19 protein-coding genes and 1 tRNA gene are annotated in these 18,613 nt (G+C 60.9%); 9 read left to right on the forward strand and 11 right to left on the reverse strand.

The window, feature by feature from the left end; translation table 11 throughout:
* Positions 1–16: 16 nt before the first annotated feature.
* From phoU to phoR, 6 genes are all read right to left on the reverse strand, one after another.
* A complete protein-coding gene (gene phoU / locus GR212_RS02005) occupies positions 17–730 on the reverse strand; it encodes a phosphate signaling complex protein PhoU (protein ID WP_163984777.1) in 714 nt (237 codons plus the stop codon).
* A 51-nt stretch (positions 731–781) separates the two neighbouring features.
* On the reverse strand, positions 782–1,597 hold the full coding sequence (pstB, locus tag GR212_RS02010; protein WP_163984778.1) for a phosphate ABC transporter ATP-binding protein PstB: 816 nt from the start codon (positions 1,595–1,597) through the stop codon (positions 782–784).
* Positions 1,598–1,611: 14 nt separating this feature from the next.
* The gene (gene pstA / locus GR212_RS02015) at positions 1,612–2,946 is read right to left on the reverse strand and encodes a phosphate ABC transporter permease PstA (RefSeq protein WP_163984779.1); all 1,335 of its coding nucleotides are present in this window, start codon (positions 2,944–2,946) and stop codon (positions 1,612–1,614) included.
* Positions 2,943–4,424, reverse strand: coding sequence for a phosphate ABC transporter permease subunit PstC (gene pstC / locus GR212_RS02020; protein WP_163984780.1), 1,482 nt, complete (start codon positions 4,422–4,424; stop codon positions 2,943–2,945). Before pstC ends, pstA begins: the two co-directional genes overlap by 4 nt.
* Before the next feature lie 62 nt (positions 4,425–4,486).
* Positions 4,487–5,521 (reverse strand): PstS family phosphate ABC transporter substrate-binding protein, encoded by a 1,035-nt coding sequence (locus GR212_RS02025; protein ID WP_163984781.1) that lies wholly within the window; start codon positions 5,519–5,521, stop codon positions 4,487–4,489.
* Positions 5,522–5,707: 186 nt separating this feature from the next.
* The gene (phoR, locus tag GR212_RS02030) at positions 5,708–6,934 is read right to left on the reverse strand and encodes a phosphate regulon sensor histidine kinase PhoR (RefSeq protein WP_348643427.1); all 1,227 of its coding nucleotides are present in this window, start codon (positions 6,932–6,934) and stop codon (positions 5,708–5,710) included.
* A gap of 275 nt (positions 6,935–7,209) precedes the next feature.
* Between phoR and ppk2 the strand changes: the two genes are divergently transcribed.
* Positions 7,210–8,091 (forward strand): polyphosphate kinase 2, encoded by an 882-nt coding sequence (ppk2, locus tag GR212_RS02035; protein ID WP_163984783.1) that lies wholly within the window; start codon positions 7,210–7,212, stop codon positions 8,089–8,091.
* 17 nt (positions 8,092–8,108) lie between these two features.
* On the opposite strand, the gene GR212_RS02040 is transcribed toward ppk2, so the two are convergent.
* Positions 8,109–9,356, reverse strand: coding sequence for a hypothetical protein (locus tag GR212_RS02040; protein WP_163984784.1), 1,248 nt, complete (start codon positions 9,354–9,356; stop codon positions 8,109–8,111).
* Between the two features lie 299 nt (positions 9,357–9,655).
* On the opposite strand from GR212_RS02040, the gene GR212_RS02045 reads away from it, so the two are divergent.
* From GR212_RS02045 to GR212_RS02070, 6 genes are all read left to right on the forward strand, one after another.
* Positions 9,656–10,615: an NAD(P)H-dependent flavin oxidoreductase gene (locus GR212_RS02045; RefSeq protein ID WP_163984785.1), complete on the forward strand. Its 960-nt coding sequence runs from the start codon at positions 9,656–9,658 to the stop codon at positions 10,613–10,615.
* A gap of 138 nt (positions 10,616–10,753) precedes the next feature.
* A tRNA-Thr gene (locus GR212_RS02050) sits at positions 10,754–10,829 on the forward strand.
* 252 nt (positions 10,830–11,081) lie between these two features.
* Positions 11,082–11,783 (forward strand): hypothetical protein, encoded by a 702-nt coding sequence (locus GR212_RS02055; protein WP_163984786.1) that lies wholly within the window; start codon positions 11,082–11,084, stop codon positions 11,781–11,783.
* 315 nt (positions 11,784–12,098) lie between these two features.
* A complete protein-coding gene (locus tag GR212_RS02060; RefSeq protein ID WP_163984787.1) occupies positions 12,099–12,902 on the forward strand; it encodes a hypothetical protein in 804 nt (267 codons plus the stop codon).
* 170 nt (positions 12,903–13,072) lie between these two features.
* Positions 13,073–13,321 (forward strand): DUF982 domain-containing protein, encoded by a 249-nt coding sequence (locus GR212_RS02065; RefSeq protein WP_163984788.1) that lies wholly within the window; start codon positions 13,073–13,075, stop codon positions 13,319–13,321.
* Between the two features lie 75 nt (positions 13,322–13,396).
* Positions 13,397–13,648 carry a DUF982 domain-containing protein gene (locus GR212_RS02070; protein ID WP_163984789.1) on the forward strand — a complete coding sequence of 84 codons (252 nt, stop codon included), beginning with the start codon at positions 13,397–13,399 and terminating at the stop codon, positions 13,646–13,648.
* Between the two features lie 99 nt (positions 13,649–13,747).
* Here GR212_RS02070 and GR212_RS02075 read toward each other — a convergent pair whose 3' ends face one another.
* Positions 13,748–14,353, reverse strand: coding sequence for a class I SAM-dependent methyltransferase (locus GR212_RS02075; protein WP_163984790.1), 606 nt, complete (start codon positions 14,351–14,353; stop codon positions 13,748–13,750).
* A 317-nt stretch (positions 14,354–14,670) separates the two neighbouring features.
* On the opposite strand from GR212_RS02075, the gene GR212_RS02080 reads away from it, so the two are divergent.
* Together GR212_RS02080 and GR212_RS02085 are read left to right on the forward strand one after the other, a co-directional pair.
* Positions 14,671–15,549 carry a glycosyltransferase family 2 protein gene (locus GR212_RS02080; protein ID WP_163984791.1) on the forward strand — a complete coding sequence of 293 codons (879 nt, stop codon included), beginning with the start codon at positions 14,671–14,673 and terminating at the stop codon, positions 15,547–15,549.
* 155 nt (positions 15,550–15,704) lie between these two features.
* Positions 15,705–16,004, forward strand: a complete 300-nt coding sequence (locus GR212_RS02085; RefSeq protein WP_163984792.1) for a putative quinol monooxygenase — start codon at positions 15,705–15,707, stop codon at positions 16,002–16,004.
* 67 nt (positions 16,005–16,071) lie between these two features.
* Here the strand turns inward: GR212_RS02085 and GR212_RS02090 are convergent, their stop codons facing one another.
* The 3 genes from GR212_RS02090 to GR212_RS02100 form a co-directional block, all read right to left on the reverse strand.
* Entirely contained in the window at positions 16,072–16,434 is a 363-nt protein-coding gene (locus GR212_RS02090; RefSeq protein ID WP_163984793.1) for a hypothetical protein, read from the reverse strand.
* A gap of 369 nt (positions 16,435–16,803) precedes the next feature.
* A complete protein-coding gene (locus tag GR212_RS02095) occupies positions 16,804–17,013 on the reverse strand; it encodes a hypothetical protein (RefSeq protein ID WP_163984794.1) in 210 nt (69 codons plus the stop codon).
* Between the two features lie 93 nt (positions 17,014–17,106).
* Positions 17,107–18,333, reverse strand: a complete 1,227-nt coding sequence (locus GR212_RS02100; protein WP_163984795.1) for a LysR family transcriptional regulator — start codon at positions 18,331–18,333, stop codon at positions 17,107–17,109.
* Positions 18,334–18,613 lie beyond the last annotated feature (280 nt).

Below are 18,613 nucleotides of genomic sequence, written 5' to 3' on the forward strand. Positions count from 1 at the left end.
CTTTTTCGCTTCCAGATTATTCCGTCACCGCGCCGACGGTATTGGCGGTATCGTCCTTCGGGCGCTCGCCTTCGGGCTGGGCACCGGTCGCCATGTAGTAGATCGTCTCGGCGATGTTGGTGGCATGGTCGCCGATGCGCTCGATGTTCTTCGCGCAGAAGAGAAGATGCGTGCAGGTGGTGATGTTGCGCGGATCTTCCATCATGTAGGTCAGCATCTCGCGGAAGAGCGAGGTGTACATGGCGTCGATTTCCTCGTCCCGCTCGCGGATCGAGACGGCCTTGTCGGGCGAACGGGTCGCATAGACGTCCAGAACTTCCTTCAGCTGGCTCAGCGCCAGTTCGGAGAGATGCTCGATGCCGCGGGCGAGACGACGCGGAACGCCGGTGCCCTGCACGGCGATGACGCGCTTGGCGGTGTTCTTGCCAAGGTCGCCGACGCGCTCCAGATCGGAGGCGATGCGGATCGAACCCATGATCTCGCGCAGGTCGGCGGCCATCGGCTGACGGCGAGCGATGGTGACGATCGCCTTGTCGCCGATCTCGCGCTCCGCATGGTCGAGAACGACGTCGTCCGAGATGACCTTCTGGGCAAGAGCGGCGTCGCTGTTGACCAGTGCGCGGACGCTGTCGCTGACCATCTGCTCGGCTAGGCCGCCCATTTCGGCAATGCGGCGCGTCAGGAACTTCAGGTCTTCGTCATAGGCAGAGAGAATGTGAGTGGAGACCATTTTTCTATCCTCAAGGTGAACTGTGTGAAAGGAGCCGCGCGCGCAGCATCATCAACCAAAACGGCCCATGATGTAATCCTGCGTGCGGTAATCGTCGGGATTGGTGAACATCTTATCGGTATCGTTCTCCTCAACCAGGTGGCCGAGATGGAACATTGCGGTGCGTTGCGAAACGCGGGCTGCCTGCTGCATGGAATGCGTCACGATGACGATCGTGAAATTTTCCCGCAGCTCATGAATGAGATCCTCGACCTTTGCGGTTGCGATTGGATCGAGCGCGGAACACGGCTCGTCCATCAGGATGACCTCCGGGCTGACGGCAACGGCGCGGGCGATGCACAGGCGCTGCTGCTGCCCGCCCGAAAGGCTCGTGCCGGCGTCGTAGAGCCTGTCCTTGACCTCGCCCCACAGGCCCGCCTTCTGCAGGCTGGTCTCGACGATATGATCGAGATCGGCCTTGGAACGGTGCAGGCCATGGATGCGCGGTCCGTAGGCGACGTTTTCGTAGATCGACTTCGGAAACGGGTTGGGCTTCTGAAAAACCATGCCGACCCGGGCGCGCAATTCCACCACGTCGATGCTGTCGTCATAGACGTCCTGATCGTCGAGCGTGATCTTGCCGGTGACGCGGCAGGTTTCGATCGTATCGTTCATGCGGTTGAGGCAACGCAGGAAGGTGGACTTGCCGCAGCCGGAAGGGCCGATCAGGGCCGTGACCGTATTGGCGCGGATCTTGAGGTTGACGTCGAAGAGCGCGCGCTTGTCGCCATAAAAGACCGAAACGTCCTGGCCGATCATCTTGTAAGGGATCATCGTCATCTTCCTGGTCAATGCTCTTTCGCTTGCGGCTTCCGTCATCATGTTCATCCCACGGCCCTCCCTTACCAACGCCGCTCGAAGCGGCGGCGCAGCAGGATCGCGCCGATGTTCATCGCGACGAGGAAGAAGAGCAGGACGATGATGGCCCCGGACGTTCTTTCGACGAAGGCACGCTCGGCTTCGCTCGCCCACATGTAGATCTGCACCGGCAGCGCCGTCGAAGGATCGAGAGGCGATGTCGGATAGTTGGCGACGAAGGCGACCATGCCGATCAGCAGCAGCGGCGCCGTCTCGCCGAGCGCATGGGCAAGCCCGAGAATGGTGCCCGTCAGGATGCCGGGCATGGCAAGCGGCAGGACGTGATGGAAGACCATCTGCATGCGCGACGCGCCGAGGCCGAGCGCGGCGCTGCGGATCGACGGCGGCACGGCCCGCAATGCGGAGCGCGTGGCGATGATGATCATCGGCAGCGTCATCAGGCTGAGCACCAGCCCGCCGACCAGCGATGCCGAGCGCGGCAGCCCCATCGTGTTGATGAAGACCGAGAGGCCCAGCAGGCCGTAGACGATCGACGGCACGGCGGCGAGGTTGTTGATGTTGACCTCGATCAGATCCGTCAGCCGGTTCTTCGGCGCGAATTCCTCCAGATAGATCGAGGCCGCGACACCGACGGGCAGAGCGAGCGCGAGCACGGTCAGCATCAGATAGAGCGAGCCGATCAGAGCGACGCCAAGGCCTGCGGCCTCGGGCCGGCTCGAATTGCCCGACAGGAAGAGGCCGCTGTTGAAAGCCTCGTAGAGGGCGCCGCTTTCGCCGAGCTGCTTCATCCAGGCGACCTGTTGATCGGACACCTTGCGGTCCTTCTCGTCGACGGTCAGGTCGACCTGGCCCTTGTTGGCGGAATCGATGTTGGCGCTGGCAAGGAAGGTGACGTTCTGCGTCGTTCCGATGATGGACGGGTTGGCCGCCACCCTGTCGCGAAGCACGATCCTGGCGTTGTCGGACACCATTGCCGTTGCCGCGCGCACGAGCGCGCGATTGGCGGGATCGATACCGAGCGCCTTTACGAGGGCATCCCGCACCAGGACCGGATAGTTGGCCGATATCAGCACATTCGGATCGCTGGCGCGCTTACCCGCCGGATCGATCGTCTTCTCGCTGAATTCGATCGGCAGGGTGATCGAGGTTTGAACGAAGGCGGTGTAGCCGTTGCGGACCACCGTCGAGACGAGGATGGCAAGGAATACCAGACCGAAGATGACGGCGGTAAATCCGTAGGCGCGAAAGCGGCGCTCGGCTGCATAGCGGCGCCTGATGCCGATATCGCGCCGCGCCGGAGCGCCCGGCGTCAGCCCGCGCGGCATGTTCTGCGACGGGGAGGATACGACGTCGCTCATTCGTATTGCTCCCTGTAGCGGCGGACGATGTAGAGGGCATAGACGTTAAGGCACAGCGTCAGGCAGAACAGCGTGATGCCGAGCGCGAAGGCGACGAGCGTCTGCGGCGAGGTGAACTCAAGGTCGCCGGTCAGCTGGTTGACGATCTTCACGGTCACGGTCGTCATCGGCTCGAAGGGATCGAACTGCATGCGGGCGGCGACGCCGGCGGCCAGCACCACGATCATCGTCTCGCCGATGGCTCGCGAGGCGGTCATCAGCAGCGCGCCGACGATGCCCGGAAGAGCTGCCGGCAACAGGACGCGCTTGACCGTCTCCGAGCGCGTGGCGCCAAGGCCGAGCGAACCGTCGCGAAGCGAGCGCGGCACGGCCATGATGATATCGTCCGACAGCGAGGAAACGTAAGGGATGAGCATGACGCCCATGACGAAGCCGGCCGTCAGCACGCTCTGCGCCTCGATGAAGCTCGTATAGCTTCCCGTCACCAGGCCGTTGATGTCGGCCGAGATGTCCCTCAGGAAAGGCCCGACCGTCACGAGGGCAAAGAAGCCATAGACGATCGTCGGAATGCCGGCCAGAACCTCCAGCATCGGCTTGGCGACGGAACGCACCCGCGCCGAGGCATATTCGGCCATGTAGATCGCGGCGAACAAGCCGATGGGCACGGCGAAAAGCATGGCGACGAAGCCGATATAGATCGTACCGGCCAGCAGAGGGATGAGACCGAAGGTTCCGGAGGTCTGAGCGCCGGCCGCGGCGAAGCGCGGATCCCAGACCGTGCCGAAAAAGAATTCGCTCGCAGGGACCACGCCGAAGAAGCGCGCCGCTTCCGAAAGCATCGAAATGACGATCCCGACCGTCGTCAGCACGGCAATCGACGAAGCGATGACGAGGGCGCCGAGAATGACCTGTTCGACACGGTTGCGAGCGCGAAACCGCGGAGCGATGGCGCGCAAACCGTAAACCGCGCACAGCAACGACAGGAGGATCGCCGATGCGGACATCACCATCCGGCTGACTTCGCGCATGCCATTATATTTGTTGGCCGCGTCGATCATATAGCCCGTCGGGCGAACGGCAAGCGGCACACCCTTGCGCACCAGCAGCAATTGCAGATCGGCCGTGCCGGCGGCAACTTCGCCAAGCTCCTCGTCATCGAGCAGGCGCATGCCGTGGGCGATACTGCGCACCATGCCGTAGCTGAGATTGAGTTCGGCCGGCGGCAGGGACTTCACCTCTTCGGGGAAGGATTTCACCACCAGGCGGTCGATGATTTCCGGACTGACGATCAGCCAGACGCAGACCAGGGCGAGCGCCGGAAGCACCGCCCAGATGGCGGCATAGGCGCCGTGATAGCCGAGCCGCGAATGCATGGACGAGAGCCTGCCGCCCGACAGCGCAGCCGCCCTCGCCCGCCCCAGCACGAATGCAAGGGCGCCGATGACCGACAGGCAGAGCAGCAGCAGCGATATACTCATTCCCATTCCCCGGCGAACGCCGGCACGGCAAGATGCTGCGCCGGCGTTCAATCCTTACGCACTCACATGATCTTCCCGTCAGCGAAGTCCTTGCGGATCTGGTCGCGCTCGCCGTCCGGAGCAGGCACAAGGCCGTATTCCGCCAGCGGGCTGTCCGGTCCGATCATCTGATCGCTCGTGAAGAAATCGACATATTCCTTGAGCCCCGGGATGACACCCAGATGGGCCTTCTTGACGTAGAAGAACAGCGGCCGCGACACCGGATAGGTGCCGTCGGCGATCGTCTGACCCGACGGCACGATGCCGCTGACCGTGGCGACCTTCAGCCTGTCGGCGTTGTTCTGATAGAAATACAGGCCGAAAACGCCGACGCCGTGCTTGTTGGCATTGATGCGTGCCAGCGTCTCGGGATAGTCGCCGTCGATATCGACGGCCAGGCCATCCTTGCGCACGGCAATGCATGTCTTCGTCTGCTGATCGGCATCCTGGACGCTGGCCTTGATGACATCGAGCGCGCCCGAATCTTTGCAGCCGGCAGCGAGCACCTTCTCTTCGAAAACCTCGCGCGTGCCGTGCTTCTCACCCGGAATATAGGCCGCGATCTCGAAATCCGGCAGCGACGGATTGATCTCGGACCATTTCCTGTAGGGATTGGCGACCAGCTTGCCGTCCACCACCACCTCGGCGGCCAGCGCCTTGTAGAGATCGGCAGGCACGAACTTTATGTCCGGATTGCTTTTGTCGAAAGCGAAGACGATGCCGTCATAGCCGATCTTGACCTGCTGGATATCGGCGACACCCGCCGCCTTGCAGGCATCGATCTCGCTATTCTTGATCGGCCGCGAGGAATTGGCGATGTCGATGGAATCCGTGCCGACGCCCTTGCAGAACTCCTTGAGGCCGGCACCGGAGCCGCCGGATTCGACGATGGGCGTCTTGAAGTTGGTGTAGGTCTCGCCGAAGGTTTCGGCAACGATCTTGGCATAGGGGAATACAGTGGAAGAACCGGAAATCTGAATCTGCTCGCGGGCGACGGCGGCGCCACCGAAGGCAGCCGATGCGACCAGCGCGAGAATAGACAATTTCAACGCGTTCATGAAGAATCCTCCCTGACGGGCTTTAAGAGCACGATGACGGGCGGCGCATCCGCCTGTTTCAGCGCTTCTTTCTTACCGGCCAAAGCACCGCCCTTTTATGTCAGGCGAGTGAAACAATTATGACAGTCCATCCGGTTGAAATCGCTTGCATAAATCGCAAGCAAAATGGGCGATTCACAACGGCTTTCAGAAGCGCACCGTAAAGTCCGTTCCCTTGCCGACTTCGGACTTGACGATCAGTCTTGCGCGATGGCGGGTCAGGATGTGCTTGACGATGGCAAGCCCGAGGCCGGTCCCTTTCTTGGATCGGCTGTCCTCAACGTTAACGCGATAGAAGCGCTCGGTCAGGCGCGGCACATGTTCTGCGGGAATCCCCGGGCCCTTGTCGGAGATGACGACCTCGACGGCCTGGCCCGGCTCGTTCAGCAGCGAGACCTCCACCGCCTTGCCTTCCTGGCCATATTTGCAGGCATTCTCGATCAGGTTTTCGAAGACCTGCACAAGCTCGTCGCGATCGCCCAGCACTTCGACCTTGCCCGCCGGCAGATGCAGATCGATCGCGACATCGAGATCGCCGGCGAGCGGCAGAAGCGAGTCGCGGACATGGCCGAGCAAGGGCACGAGATCGACCTTCTGATCCGGCGCGATGTGCGATTTCAGTTCCAGCCGGGACAGCGACAGCAGATCGTCGACCAGCCTGCTCATGCGCGTCGTCTGGTCGAGCATGATGCCGAGAAAGCGCTGCTGCGCTTTCGCGTCGGACTTGGCGGGACCCTGGATGGTTTCGATGAAGCCGCGCAGCGATGCGAGCGGCGTGCGCAATTCATGGCTGGCATTCGCGACGAAATCGGACCGCATGCGGTCGATGTGACGCAGCTCCGATATGTCCCGGAACGACAGCAGGAAAAGGGCATCCTCTTCCTTCTCGATCTGCGGAAGGTCGATCGGCGCGATGCGGACGATATAGACCCGCTCCGAAGGCAGGCGCTCGGAATGCTCGATCTGATTCGGCAGATTGGTGGCGAAGGTCTCGCGCACCATGTCGAGAAGGCCGGGCGAGCGCAGCTTCGAAGAGATATGGGCGCCGATCGGAAACGCGCCGAAGGCCTTTTCGACAGCGGCATTCTGCACCAGCACGGATGCCTCGCGGTCGATGATGAGCACCGGCATGTCAAGCGCCGCCAGTCCCGCGAAAGCGGTACCCAGCAAAGCCTGCGGATCGACGGGCGCCGGCTCGGCCCGCGACGGCACCACCACCCGCTCCACCAGCGGCGGACGAAGCAGCGTTACGATCACGACGATGGCCCAGATCCAGAACACGGCACCGGTGTTGATGCCCTCGATGAGGGCGAGCGCGGCAATCAGCGTCGCCAAGATCAGAACGGCGCTCTCCTGCCGCAACCGCACTGCCAATTTCCTGACAAATGACCATTCGTCTTCCAACTGCGCCCGTCCCTTCGCCTACCATGATGGAATGCTGGATTCCGCGTCTTATCCGCGATTCATGACAGAAGTATTCGGCTCTATCCACAGAAGCGCGTAACTGACAATAATAAATGTAGCCGGCAAATGAGGAAGGCGACAAAGGAGTTGAAACCATTGAACAAAAGCTCCAATTTCCTTCATGAGCTTTTTGTCGCGGCCGCGCGGCAGAGTTAACGGGGCGTAAACAGCCGAGGAGCCGATATATGGGAGCACAAGCAGAAAGCCGTGCGGTGGAGCTGGATATCCACGGCGTCAAGCACATATTCGACGTCGACGATCCCGTGCTGCCAGGCTGGATCGACGAGGAGGCCCTGACCTCCGGCGGCTACCCCTACAAGAAGAAGCTCAAGGAAGGCGATTACCAGGACGAGCTGAAGGCGCTGCAGATCGAGCTCATCAAAGTGCAGTTCTGGTTGCAGGCGACAGGCAAGCGGGTGATGGCGCTATTCGAAGGCCGCGACGCCGCCGGCAAGGGCGGCTCGATCGCCGCGACCTCAGCCCATATGAACCCTCGTCTGGCGCGCGTCGTGGCGCTGACGAAGCCGACCGACCGCGAGGCGGGGCAATGGTATTTCCAGCGCTATGTCGCCCGGTTCCCGACCGCGGGCGAGTTCGTGCTGTTCGACCGTTCATGGTACAACCGCGCCGGCGTCGAGCCGGTCATGGGCTTCTGCACGCCGAAACAGTACGAGCAATTCCTGAAGCAGGCGCCGCAGATGGAAAAGCTGATCGTCCAGGACGGCATCTATTTCTTCAAGTTCTACCTCGATATCGGCCGGGAGATGCAGCTGAAGCGTTTCCATGACCGCTGCCACGATCCGCGCGCCGTCTGGAAGCTTTCCTCGATGGATATCGCCGCTTTGTCGAAATGGAAGGACTACAGCGAAAAGCGCGATCGCATGCTGAAGGACACGCATACCGACTACGCGCCCTGGACGGTCGTCCGCGCCAACGACAAGCGGCGAGCGCGCCTCAACCTCATCCGTCACATTCTGCTGACGCTCGATTATGACGGCAAGGACAAGAACGCCATCGGCAAGATCGACGAGAAAATCCTGGGCCAGGGATCGGATATTCTGAGTTAACTCCGCACTGCCCGGGCTTATTGTCCGGGCAGAACGCGGATGGCGTAGACATTGACGCCGCGGGCCTTGCCATCGACATCGCTGTTGATGATGAGATGGCCCGCGCTGGTCGGCGCCAGCGAGCGATCGAACTGGACCTGGAAAAGCGCATCCGTCTTCTGGCGGCTGACCGTGAAGCGATGACGCCCGCAGCGGCCGAGCGAGCCGAAATCGCATTCCACGGTGATCTGCGTCGGCGCATCCGAGGTGGACTGCAATGTCAGCGCGATCGTCGATGCCTTGCCTGCCATCTGCTGCAGCACATTGGCCGGCACCTCGACCGAGCCGTTGCCGTCCGAGCCGCTGCTGAGCGAGGTCAGCCGCACGGCCGGCCCTTCGTTCTCGGAGACATTTTCGGCCTTCGACTGCGGGCCTGTCGTCACCTTCGGCGCGTCCGTGGGCTTCAGCACCTCAATCCACTCTTCGGAGAAGCTGTTCTGCGGGTCGATGGTCGCCAGGCCCGGATTGACCGGACCGCTGTTGTCGTCCTCATCCGACGTGTCGTCGTCGTTGCCGTTGCCGCTGAAATCCTGGGAATCGACATGGGCCGGCGGGTTGGGCACGCTCGTATCCCTTTGTGCCGCCGACATCAGCACGCCCGAGGTCTTGATCCACCATGCGCCGACGCCGAGGAAGGCGAGCAGGATGCAGAAGACCAGCAGGCGCGAGAAGAACTTGCGCGGCTTGCGGCGCACGGCGGCGCGCTCCGGCTTGAAGTTCATCGACCGCGCCGCAGCCGGCGCTTCGGCCATCGGGCGCACATCGCTGTCGGCGCCGAGATGATCGGCAGGGCCGGCGTGCATGTCGCCGAAATCGTCACTTCGTCCCGAGGGCTCGACCGATATCGGTTCCACTGGGGCGGCGGCCTGCGCCGACATCGGCGGGTCGCGCGTCTCTCCACGCACGCTCATGACCGGCTCCGGCCGCTGTGAAGCCTGCACGGCTTCCGGCCGGGATGCCGCAGGAGAAACCTGCGGGGCGGCAGGCTCCGGCGAGTTCGGCGCCGCCTGCGCGGGCCGGGCGCGCTCCTCGGTCTCGATCTGGCGGATCGTCGCTTCCAGCCGCTGGCGCTGGGCCGCGACGACGTTGATATCGGTAATGTCCTGCTTGCGGAGGCCGGCTTCCAGCGCCTGCCGTGCCGACTGATAGATGCGAGCCCGGATTTCCGGATTGGCGCGATCGGACCGGTCCAACGCGCTTCTGATAGCCGTTTCTAATCCGCTCACATCAGGTCCTTTACTCTCACTCGCAACATGCTCGCATACTCTGCCGGCAGGACAGCCACATTTTTAGCATTCGTTAACCGGATTCGGTAACGCCGAGTTTCGCATTACGCAAGTCTTCGGCAGGAGCCGCAGGCACTCGGGAGGGGATAAACAGCAAAGACGACGCAATTGCGATAGCGGTGAGCCGGCTCTTCCCCGACGCTGCGCCCGCAACTCCGCTCGGCATCTCGCCACTTCCCCTCGCGATGCGCATCTGCTATCCCTTTGACGTTTTCGTAAACGTCAAAGGGATGATGTTCATGGCCCTCCCCTCCATCCTCACCGAGCATCTGCGCCTGCCGGTCGTGGCTTCGCCGCTTTTCATCATCTCGCACCCGGCGCTGACGCTGGCGCAATGCAAGGCCGGCGTGGTCGGCTCCTTTCCCGCCCTGAACGCGCGTCCCGAAAGCCAGCTCGACGAATGGCTCGCCATGATCACCGAGGATCTCGCCGCATATAATGCCGCAAATCCCGAGCGGCCGGCAGCGCCATTTGCGGTCAATCAGATCGTTCATGCGTCGAACAAGCGGCTGGAACACGATCTGACGCTCTGCGTGAAATACAAGGTGCCGATCGTCATCTCCTCGCTTGGCGCCGTGCCCGAGGTGAATGCGGCCGTGCATTCCTATGGCGGCATCGTGCTGCACGATATCATCAACAACCGCCATGCCAACTCGGCAATCCGCAAGGGCGCGGACGGGCTGATCGCCGTGGCCGCCGGTGCGGGCGGCCATGCGGGCCAGCTTTCGCCCTTCGCGCTCGTCCAGGAAATCCGCGAATGGTTCGATGGCCCGCTGCTGCTGGCGGGCGCGATTTCGACCGGCGGCGCCATCCTCGCAGCCCAGGCAGCCGGCGCCGACCTCGCCTATATCGGCTCTCCCTTCATCGCGACGGAAGAAGCCCGCGCGGCGGACGCCTACAAGCAGGCGATCGTCGAGGGAAGCGCCGGCGATATCGTCTATTCCAACTATTTCACCGGCGTCCACGGCAACTATCTGAAACCCTCCATCCGCGCCGCCGGACTGGATCCCGACAACCTGCCGGAAGCCGACCCTTCGAAAATGGATTTCGAAGCCGCCACGACCGGCGTGAAGGCCTGGAAGGATATCTGGGGCTCCGGCCAGGGCATCGGCGCCGTCAAATCCATCCAGCCCGTCTCCGCACTCATCGACAGGCTGGAGGCCGAATACAGGCAGGCGCGCGCCCGGCTGGCACTTTAGAGCGGGGCGGAGAACGGTTCTTTTTTCACAGGCCTCTCGCTTTTTTGCCAATTGGCGATTTGAGCGCTTGAAATCTGGGCGCATAGACTGTATCAGCGCCATGCAAATCGCGGAGCCGAACCGAATGCTCCGCAGAATGCCGCTTTAGCTCAGTCGGTAGAGCACATCATTCGTAATGATGGGGTCACGTGTTCGAGTCACGTAAGCGGCACCACTATTTTCAAGCAAGAATTTGGAAATTAATTCAAATTAGATAACTCTAATTTTCTGCGCCGCCTTTTTGTCTACCCTTCACACATCGATAGCGTTCAAAAATCCCTCGCATTCCCGAGTGCCGATAACCTATCGGAACTCATCGGCATGTTGATCGTGACAAGGGCGTATCAACAGCAGTTACAGGCAAGTTGCCGGACTCGCTTTTCGCATTGCTTTTGATAATGATCCTCCGATCTATTGGAGGGATGGCGTGCGCAATCTTGATTTCAGCTCATGGCAGAGCCTGCTCCTGACGCTGGTCGGTTTGGCGCTGTTCACGTTGATCAGCATCGGCGTCCGTCTTTTGATGATGGTCACAATCCAGCAGCGCCGCGAACGCATGAACCGCCAAATCAATGAGCGCCTGCGCACGCTGATTGCTGCTTACAAGACACTTGGCGGATCGTTCACCGGCGATCTGACCGTCGATCCGGCCCATTTGCGTGATTTGCGCCGAGAAGCGCCAACCGATCCCGAGGTGGAGATCGAAAGCGTTCCCGGATCCGAGCGCAGGCGGCGCATCCGTGACGAGGTTGAGGCAGCTCTGTCGGATATCATTCTCCTCGGGACGGAAGAACAGGTCCGCCTGGCTGAACATGTCGTGCGGGAGTTGATTGCAGGACGCCCGGTTCAGACAGGTGATCTTGTCGTTTCGCTCCGCTCTTTCATTCGTGAAGCATTGGACATCGGCCCAATTCCAACTGATCTTGCGATTCCCATGCAGGGGCCCGCACGGCCGGCGGCTTCCGGCGCTCGCGGCAAGGGAGAGCGCGGGAAAGAGGGCTCAAAGCAAGGGGGAGGCGGGGGAAGCGGCGGCATGGGCATGGGCGGAGGCATGGGTGGAGGCGTGGGCGGTGGCTTCGGGATCGGTGGCAGCGCCGATGACCAGGCATCATCTGATCATCACTCATAAGAGGACCGATGACATAAGCCTCGCTGCCGAAAGGCACGGCTCTCCCCGAGACGGATGCCGTTTAAGTGCCGTCTGAAATTCATCCCGTGCCTTCGACCTTTTGGCCCGACGCCCAACGAAGCATCCGGTCCGCGCTCGAAGCGAATTTCGTATTGATTTCTGTGAGGTAAGAACGCGCCCAAGCAACCTGCGCAGCGATATTTCAGCCGGCTTCGAAGTGTCTATTTCAGCAAATTCAAGTCTATTGCGCTTCTCGCGCCATAATTTACTATGGAATAATAATAGAACTTGAAATCAAACCGGAAGAGGCTGGCGATGAGGGGAATTCTGCTGGCATTATCGCTCGTGGTGGCGTCACTATTCACCGGGTGCGCCAGTAGCTCTTTCGCGAAACTGAACGCAATACCACAATCCGATATCTACAAAGTGATAGCGGAGGTAAAACGTCAGATAAGTGTATATACATCATATCAATCCTCGAAGTACGGATACTCGAGAATTCTACGGAATTCCAAATCGAAGGTCTGCGGAAACGGCCTGATTGGCTTTGACATCGTCTCGGTTCAAATGGAGCTTGTCTCCACCTCCGAAGGCAGTGCCAGCGTGGGACTTTCTTTGTCGCCTATACCGGCCGCAGGGAATGCGACAATAGGAGGAAAGGCCGGCGCTTCGGTCGATACCACCGATACCCAAACATTTGAGATTGCAGAAACGGTCGTACCCAGCCCCTACCCGCAGCCATTCGATCTGCGTCAATTGCGTTCCGCACCGCTCGCGGTTTCAATGATCAACCTATGGGCCGCCGCGCTTCAGTCGGGCGATGATCAAAGCGATGTTTGCCTTCACCTGAAGAAGAACGCTGAAGGCGACGGAAATACCTTCAAAATGGCTATCAACGTCGTAAAAGACGCGAACGGCGAGATAAACGTGGGGCTGACAAATGTCGGGCTTACGGCAGGTGGCGACTTCAAGGCTACGAGCGGCAACACCATAACCGTGAAGTTTGAACCTCACGATTTCACCAAGCCACGGCAGCCGAGACCGAAACCATGTGGCCCCGGCGAAACCGGGCGTGATTGTCCCAACCAGCACATCGTGACGCCGGCTCGAATGAATTAGCTTCAACGTTTCGTCGATGACATCACCCTGCCCTCAAATCGAATATTTCAGGTTTGCCGGCGAGTTTTGATCGCATATGCCCAAAAGCATGCCGGCGGATTAAAAAAGTTAAATGCATCCTTCATGGCAAAAGGCTCAGAACGGCCTCTGCTTTGGCGGAGTCTTCGACCATGAACACCGTGCGGCGCTTTTCTCCAATCCGCGTCATTCGCAGCCATTCCGGCGAAACGAAATCCGTCGGGACGGCCGACGAAGTCTGGAAGACGCTTCTCGATGACTGGCCGTCGGAGGAAGGCGACTGCTTTCTGTCGGCATTGCTCATCTGCATAGACGTTCAACGCGGCGAGCGGCCACCCGAGGAAGCGCGCGTTGCCTTCATTGCCGCTGCCGTCGAAGCGGGAGTTCCCCTGCTGTCCTGACGATGCGGTCTCCGCCAGGACCCGTTCGGGAACAATCCGGCCGGCGGCACGTTGACGGCGGGAAGGAGAAAACTCATGGCCCAATGGTGGAGCAAGCCTGTCATCGTCGAGACCCGAAAGACAGGCGACCGGCTGGTGATCTCGAATGCGGAACGCGCCACGGAATACATGGTGAGCGAGTGGCCGACGCTTGAAGATGGGCAGGCCTATAACGCCGCCAGGAAGGCGCTGTCGGACGCTCATGACGGCAAGCTCGACGCGGAGAAAGCCAGAGAGGCTTTCGTTGCAGCTTTGCAGGAAGGCGACATATTCATCTTCGATAACTGAGCATCGCTGACGTCGGGGGCGGCATTCAGCGTGGTGATGCGCGGTCCCCCGCGACAGGCTGGCGCTGCAACGCTTGCGAAGGCAAGAGCACGAAGCTGCTTAGAGCCGCTTCAGCGAAAACGAAAAGTGCCCGTGGGATTCCAGGGTCATGTATTCGAACTGCCAGTGGAAATCCTTGCAGAACTTGGTGCAGGCTTCGACCACGCCGTAGGGAATGGCGTCGATGACGTTGCCGGTGCAGAAGTCGTGGCCGGTGATGCGGCCGTCCTGCTTGACCTTGAAGTGGCTGATCGATAGCTCTTCCAGGGTCGTCTCATAGCTGTGATTGGTGTCGATATAGACCCAGTCGAAGAAGCTGTTGGGAAACTCGGCAAGCCTGACCGTCGAATAGCCCTGGACGATGCGCAGGCGTCCGCTGTCCACCGCGCCCCTGAATTTCGTCCTGATCTGTTCCAGGCCCTCCTGATAGCGGGGCGTATCCCACGCATCGATCAGGTAAAGCTCCCGTGGCGCATTCTTTTCGAGGATCTCGCCGGTGAAGTCGCCGAAGGCCGCGCCGATCTCGGCGCAGACGCCACCATGCGGCAGGCGATACAGGAGTTCGCCGCGATTGGGCAGCAGCCGCGCATTTTCCGTATGGTGCAAACCGAGCTGCGTGTGCGGCATCCCGGTCTTGTACTGAAATCTTGAATCGCGCGTCTGCATTTGCGGCTGGCACCTTCGAGGCTGATTTCACTCCGGGCCGTATCGGCAGCCTGTTTTGAAATCGTGGATGCCGGCAGTCTTGGCATTCATGGCTTGCGTCAGGCATTCGGGCCTATGCACACGGCCGAGCGTTCGCGAGGGCCTTGTTCGCTACCGCATGCCTCTTTTCCGAGCCTCCTTTGACCAGGGAGCCATGCCGGTTGTGACTTCCATGATGCCTTTGCGCGCAATGCGTTGAATCCGCGCGATTAATACAACCAAAGATTCAGATTTCGATGGTTTTGTGCATTCCGGCATAACATTCTGGGGGATGCATCATGAAGATTGCCGTTGGGGTGGCGACATGCGGTCGCAAGACGATATTGGCCGCCATGATCGACAGGCTGGCCAGGCAGGAGCGCAGGCCGGATCATCTGTTCCTCTGCCCGGCCAAGGCAGACGATATCGATATGGCGCGCCTGCGTTCGGCGCCGTTTCCGGTGACCGTGGTCTCGTCGCTGCAGGGAAGCTGCCCGCAGCGCAATGCGATCATCGACGCTGCCGCCGGCATGGACGTGCTTGTCTTCTTCGATGACGATTTCTTTCCGGCGGCAAATTATCTCGCCGAGACGGAAGCGCTGTTCGAGACCGACGAAGAGATTGTCGTTGCGACCGGCGAGGTCATCCGCGACGGCATTCTCGGACCGGGCCTGACGGTGGACGAAGCGGACGAGGCGCTGGCGGCCGATGCCGACCCCGATCCCATTCCGGTCATCGAGGCCGCGCACAACGCCTATGGCTGCAACATGATTTTCCGCCTGCGGCCGATCGTGGCCAATCGCATCTATTTCGACGAAGATCTGCCGCTCTACGCCTGGCAGGAGGATGTGGACCTGTGCCGCCGGCTGCGCCCCTATGGCAAGCTCGTCAAGTTCAATCGCCTGCGCGGCGTGCATCTCGGCGTCAAGGCCGGCCGCACGTCGGGCCTGCGTCTGGGATATTCGCAGGTCGCCAACCCGCTCTATCTCGTCAAGAAGCGCTCCGTGTCGCTGAAATGGGCGCTGAAGCTGATGGGCGGCAATATCGCCTCGAACCTCGTCGGCTCCGTCAAGCCGCCGCCCTATATCGACCGGCGCGGCCGCCTGCAGGGTAACCTTCTTGCCGTGAGCCACCTGCTGAGCGGATCGCTGGATCCGAAACACATCAACCGGATGTGATCCCGGCCGATCTTGCAGGGATCCGGCGGTGATCGATAAAGTTGAAGTTCGCCGCTCGGCTAGCCTCTTTCCATGATAATGATCGAAGCCGGCCGCGCCATTGGCGGCATCCGGTATTCTCCATTCCTATTGTCTATCGTTTTAAGGACATCCTCATGATTCACGTTCTCGCCATCCTCACCGCCTTGCCCGGCAAGCGCGCCGAAGTGCTCGAAGCTTTCCAGGCGAATGTTCCGGCCGTTCATGCCGAGGACGGCTGCATCGAATATACCGCCGTCGTGGATGTCGACGGCGCCGATCCGGCCTTTGGAGCCGACACGTTCGTCGTGGTCGAGAAATGGGCAAGCACGGAGGCGCTGAAGGCTCATGCGGCTTCGGCGCATATGGCCGCCTACGGCGAGAAGGTGAAGCATCTGATGGCGGCTCGCGCCGTTCACGTCCTCAAGCCGGCATGATCTGATTGCATCCGGATCTTGTCACGAACGGCGCCGGAAGGCGCCGTTTTGCTACCGGCCGATATCGTCAGTTATGCGAGAAATGCGGCTGGCTGTGATACCGCCAGTGTCCGCGGCCGCCATGCCATCCGTGATATCCACCCCGATAGTATCCGCGGCCGCCGTACCAGCCGCGATGATAGTGGCGATATCCACCGAAGCCGCCGATCCAGCCGAAGGAATAGTAGGGTTGGTAATAACCGTAATAGGGCTGGTAGTAGCCATAATAGGGGCGGTAATAATGCGGGCGATAGTAGTGATGGTGATAATGATGGTGACGATGGACGACAACCCGGTGGTGATGTCCATGATGGTGAGAACGCGCCTCGGCATAGGTTGCCGGTAGTGCGAGCATGCCTAGCGCCACAAGCGCTGTTGCCAGAATTTTCATTTCCAGCCTCCTTGAATGCCGGACGCGAGCGCGACTCGGATCATTCGCGTCGTCCGGACCATACAATAACGCAGTAGCGCCGCCCGTAGTTCCGCTCGCGGCAGGATAGCAGATGTTTTCGCGGCTTTGCTATCTCTACTTTGCGAGCCATCTCAGCATCGGACGAGCACCAGTCCGGCCGGGAGTTACCGCCGCAACGCTCAGCCCCGCCGGGCACGGATCGACAACACCAGCCCGCCTGCCGATGGGCAGCCGGTCAAGGACGTCAAAAAGCCCGCGGATCGCCATGAGAGGGCGAAACGGCTTGCCGGTCACGCAGAAAAACGGCGCTCAGCGGCGCCGTTTTCCATGCCTGTCCGCCGTTCTCAACTATGCGTGCGAGAAATGCGGCTTGCTGTGCGGGCGATGATGGTGCGAGCCGTGCCAGCCATGGTGGTGATGCCAGCCATGGTGTGAACGATAATGATGGTGGTGGTACTGGTGGTGATGCCAGCGGTGATGATGATCACGCGCCTCGGCGTAGGTAACGGGTAGAGTAATAATGCCTAATGCGACGAGCGCCGTTGCAAGAACTTTCATCTATGGTCTCCTTGGGTGCCGAACGAGCCCCCCGGCTGCGTACGCCCGGACTAACCTAACTCACCTAAACGCGAGCGACTCACGATAGTTCCGTTAGCCGCGGGACGGCAAGCGCTTTTGCGCAATCCCCATTTCGCCCATCAATTCGCGCACCGCCTGCTGGATGAGCCGGCAGGCCTCGACCGAGGCTTTGCGGCCATTATGGGCGAGATAGTAGGAGAGCGGCAGGAGCTCGTCCGGATCGACGATGCGAACCTTGTCGGCGATCGGCAGGGCGCTGACACGGCCGAGAAACGAGACGTAGCCGTGATTGGCGACGAGATCGACGATGACGGGCAAGGAATCGGCCGAGGTGATGTCGCGCCCGCGAAACCGGCGGCGATCGCGGCTATCGTAGCCAAAGGCCGTTGCGGCATTGCCGATGCCGGTGCGCGGGCTCGGCACGCAGAGCGGATGATTTTCCACCAGGGCCGCAAGCGTCTGTTCCGTGCTGTCGAGCGGTGCGATCGCCACCATGTCGGTCGCCACCAGCTCCATGTGTTCGAACGCATCGAGACCGAAGACGGAATCGACGATGGCGACGTCGATGCGGCCGGATCGGAGCGCCTCGCGCAGATCGTCCGCCGTCATCAGCATCAGCGACAGCATGTTGCGATTGCCGCCGATGTTCCAGCGCGACACGAGGCTCGCAAGCGAGCGGGCGACCCAGCTTTCCGAACCCGTCGGGATGATCGATCCGATGCGGACCGCACGCGCGGTCCGCTGAAAGCGCTCATCCGCCGCCGCCTTCATCTCGTCCCAGGCCTGTGCGATGGCGGCGAGAATGGCGTGTACCTCCTGCCCGGCTTCGGTCAACACAGAGCCCTGCGCCTGCCGCACGAAGAGACGGCATCCGAAAAGCTCCTCCAGATTGGCGATCTGCAGCGAGAGTTGCGGCTGGCCCAGCCGCAGGCGGCGGGCGGCGCGATTGATGCTGCCCTGATCGGCGACCTCGAGAAAACGTTCGATGGTGGCGATCTTCAACGGCAGGCGCGCGGCCCACTGATCATAGTCCTGCGGTGCCGGCGGCTCCTTCACTAGGACCGAAAGCCGGCGGATGCAGCCGAGTATGGGCTGAAGCCCCTTCTGTACCTTCGAGCTTGCGAGCAGGGTCGCAAGCTCGCCGGACGCACGCTCGACAAGCTTCAGAGCAAGCTCGGTTTCAAGCCGGCGCAGGGCGCTCGAGACTGTCGATGCCGAAAAAGAAAGCCGGCGCGCGGTCTCCCGCACCGAGCCGACGGAAAACACCATGTCGGCTATGAACAATGCACCGAGATACAAACCGCAATCCCTTTTGCCCGCAGCATGCGTCCTGTCGCGGCCGCAGCAATATCAACGATATCCCGACGATATGACGTGTTCTCGAAAAAAGATATCCCTAAGCCTGAAAGCGGCCGCTATCGTTTCCCGGTCGCCTAACTGATCCAACGGTAAAAATGAGATCGGAAGAGCGCCAAACGGGTAAGGGGAACAAAAACAAACGCACTTGCCCCCGAAAAAAGAAATCCAATTTCGCGCGAATGTCGAGTACGCTCGTCATAATCGCGCGACTGCAACGGGA

Origin of the sequence: Martinezella lusitana, from assembly GCF_010668395.1 — a bacterium.
Lineage (GTDB): Bacteria > Pseudomonadota > Alphaproteobacteria > Rhizobiales > Rhizobiaceae > Rhizobium > Rhizobium lusitanum_A.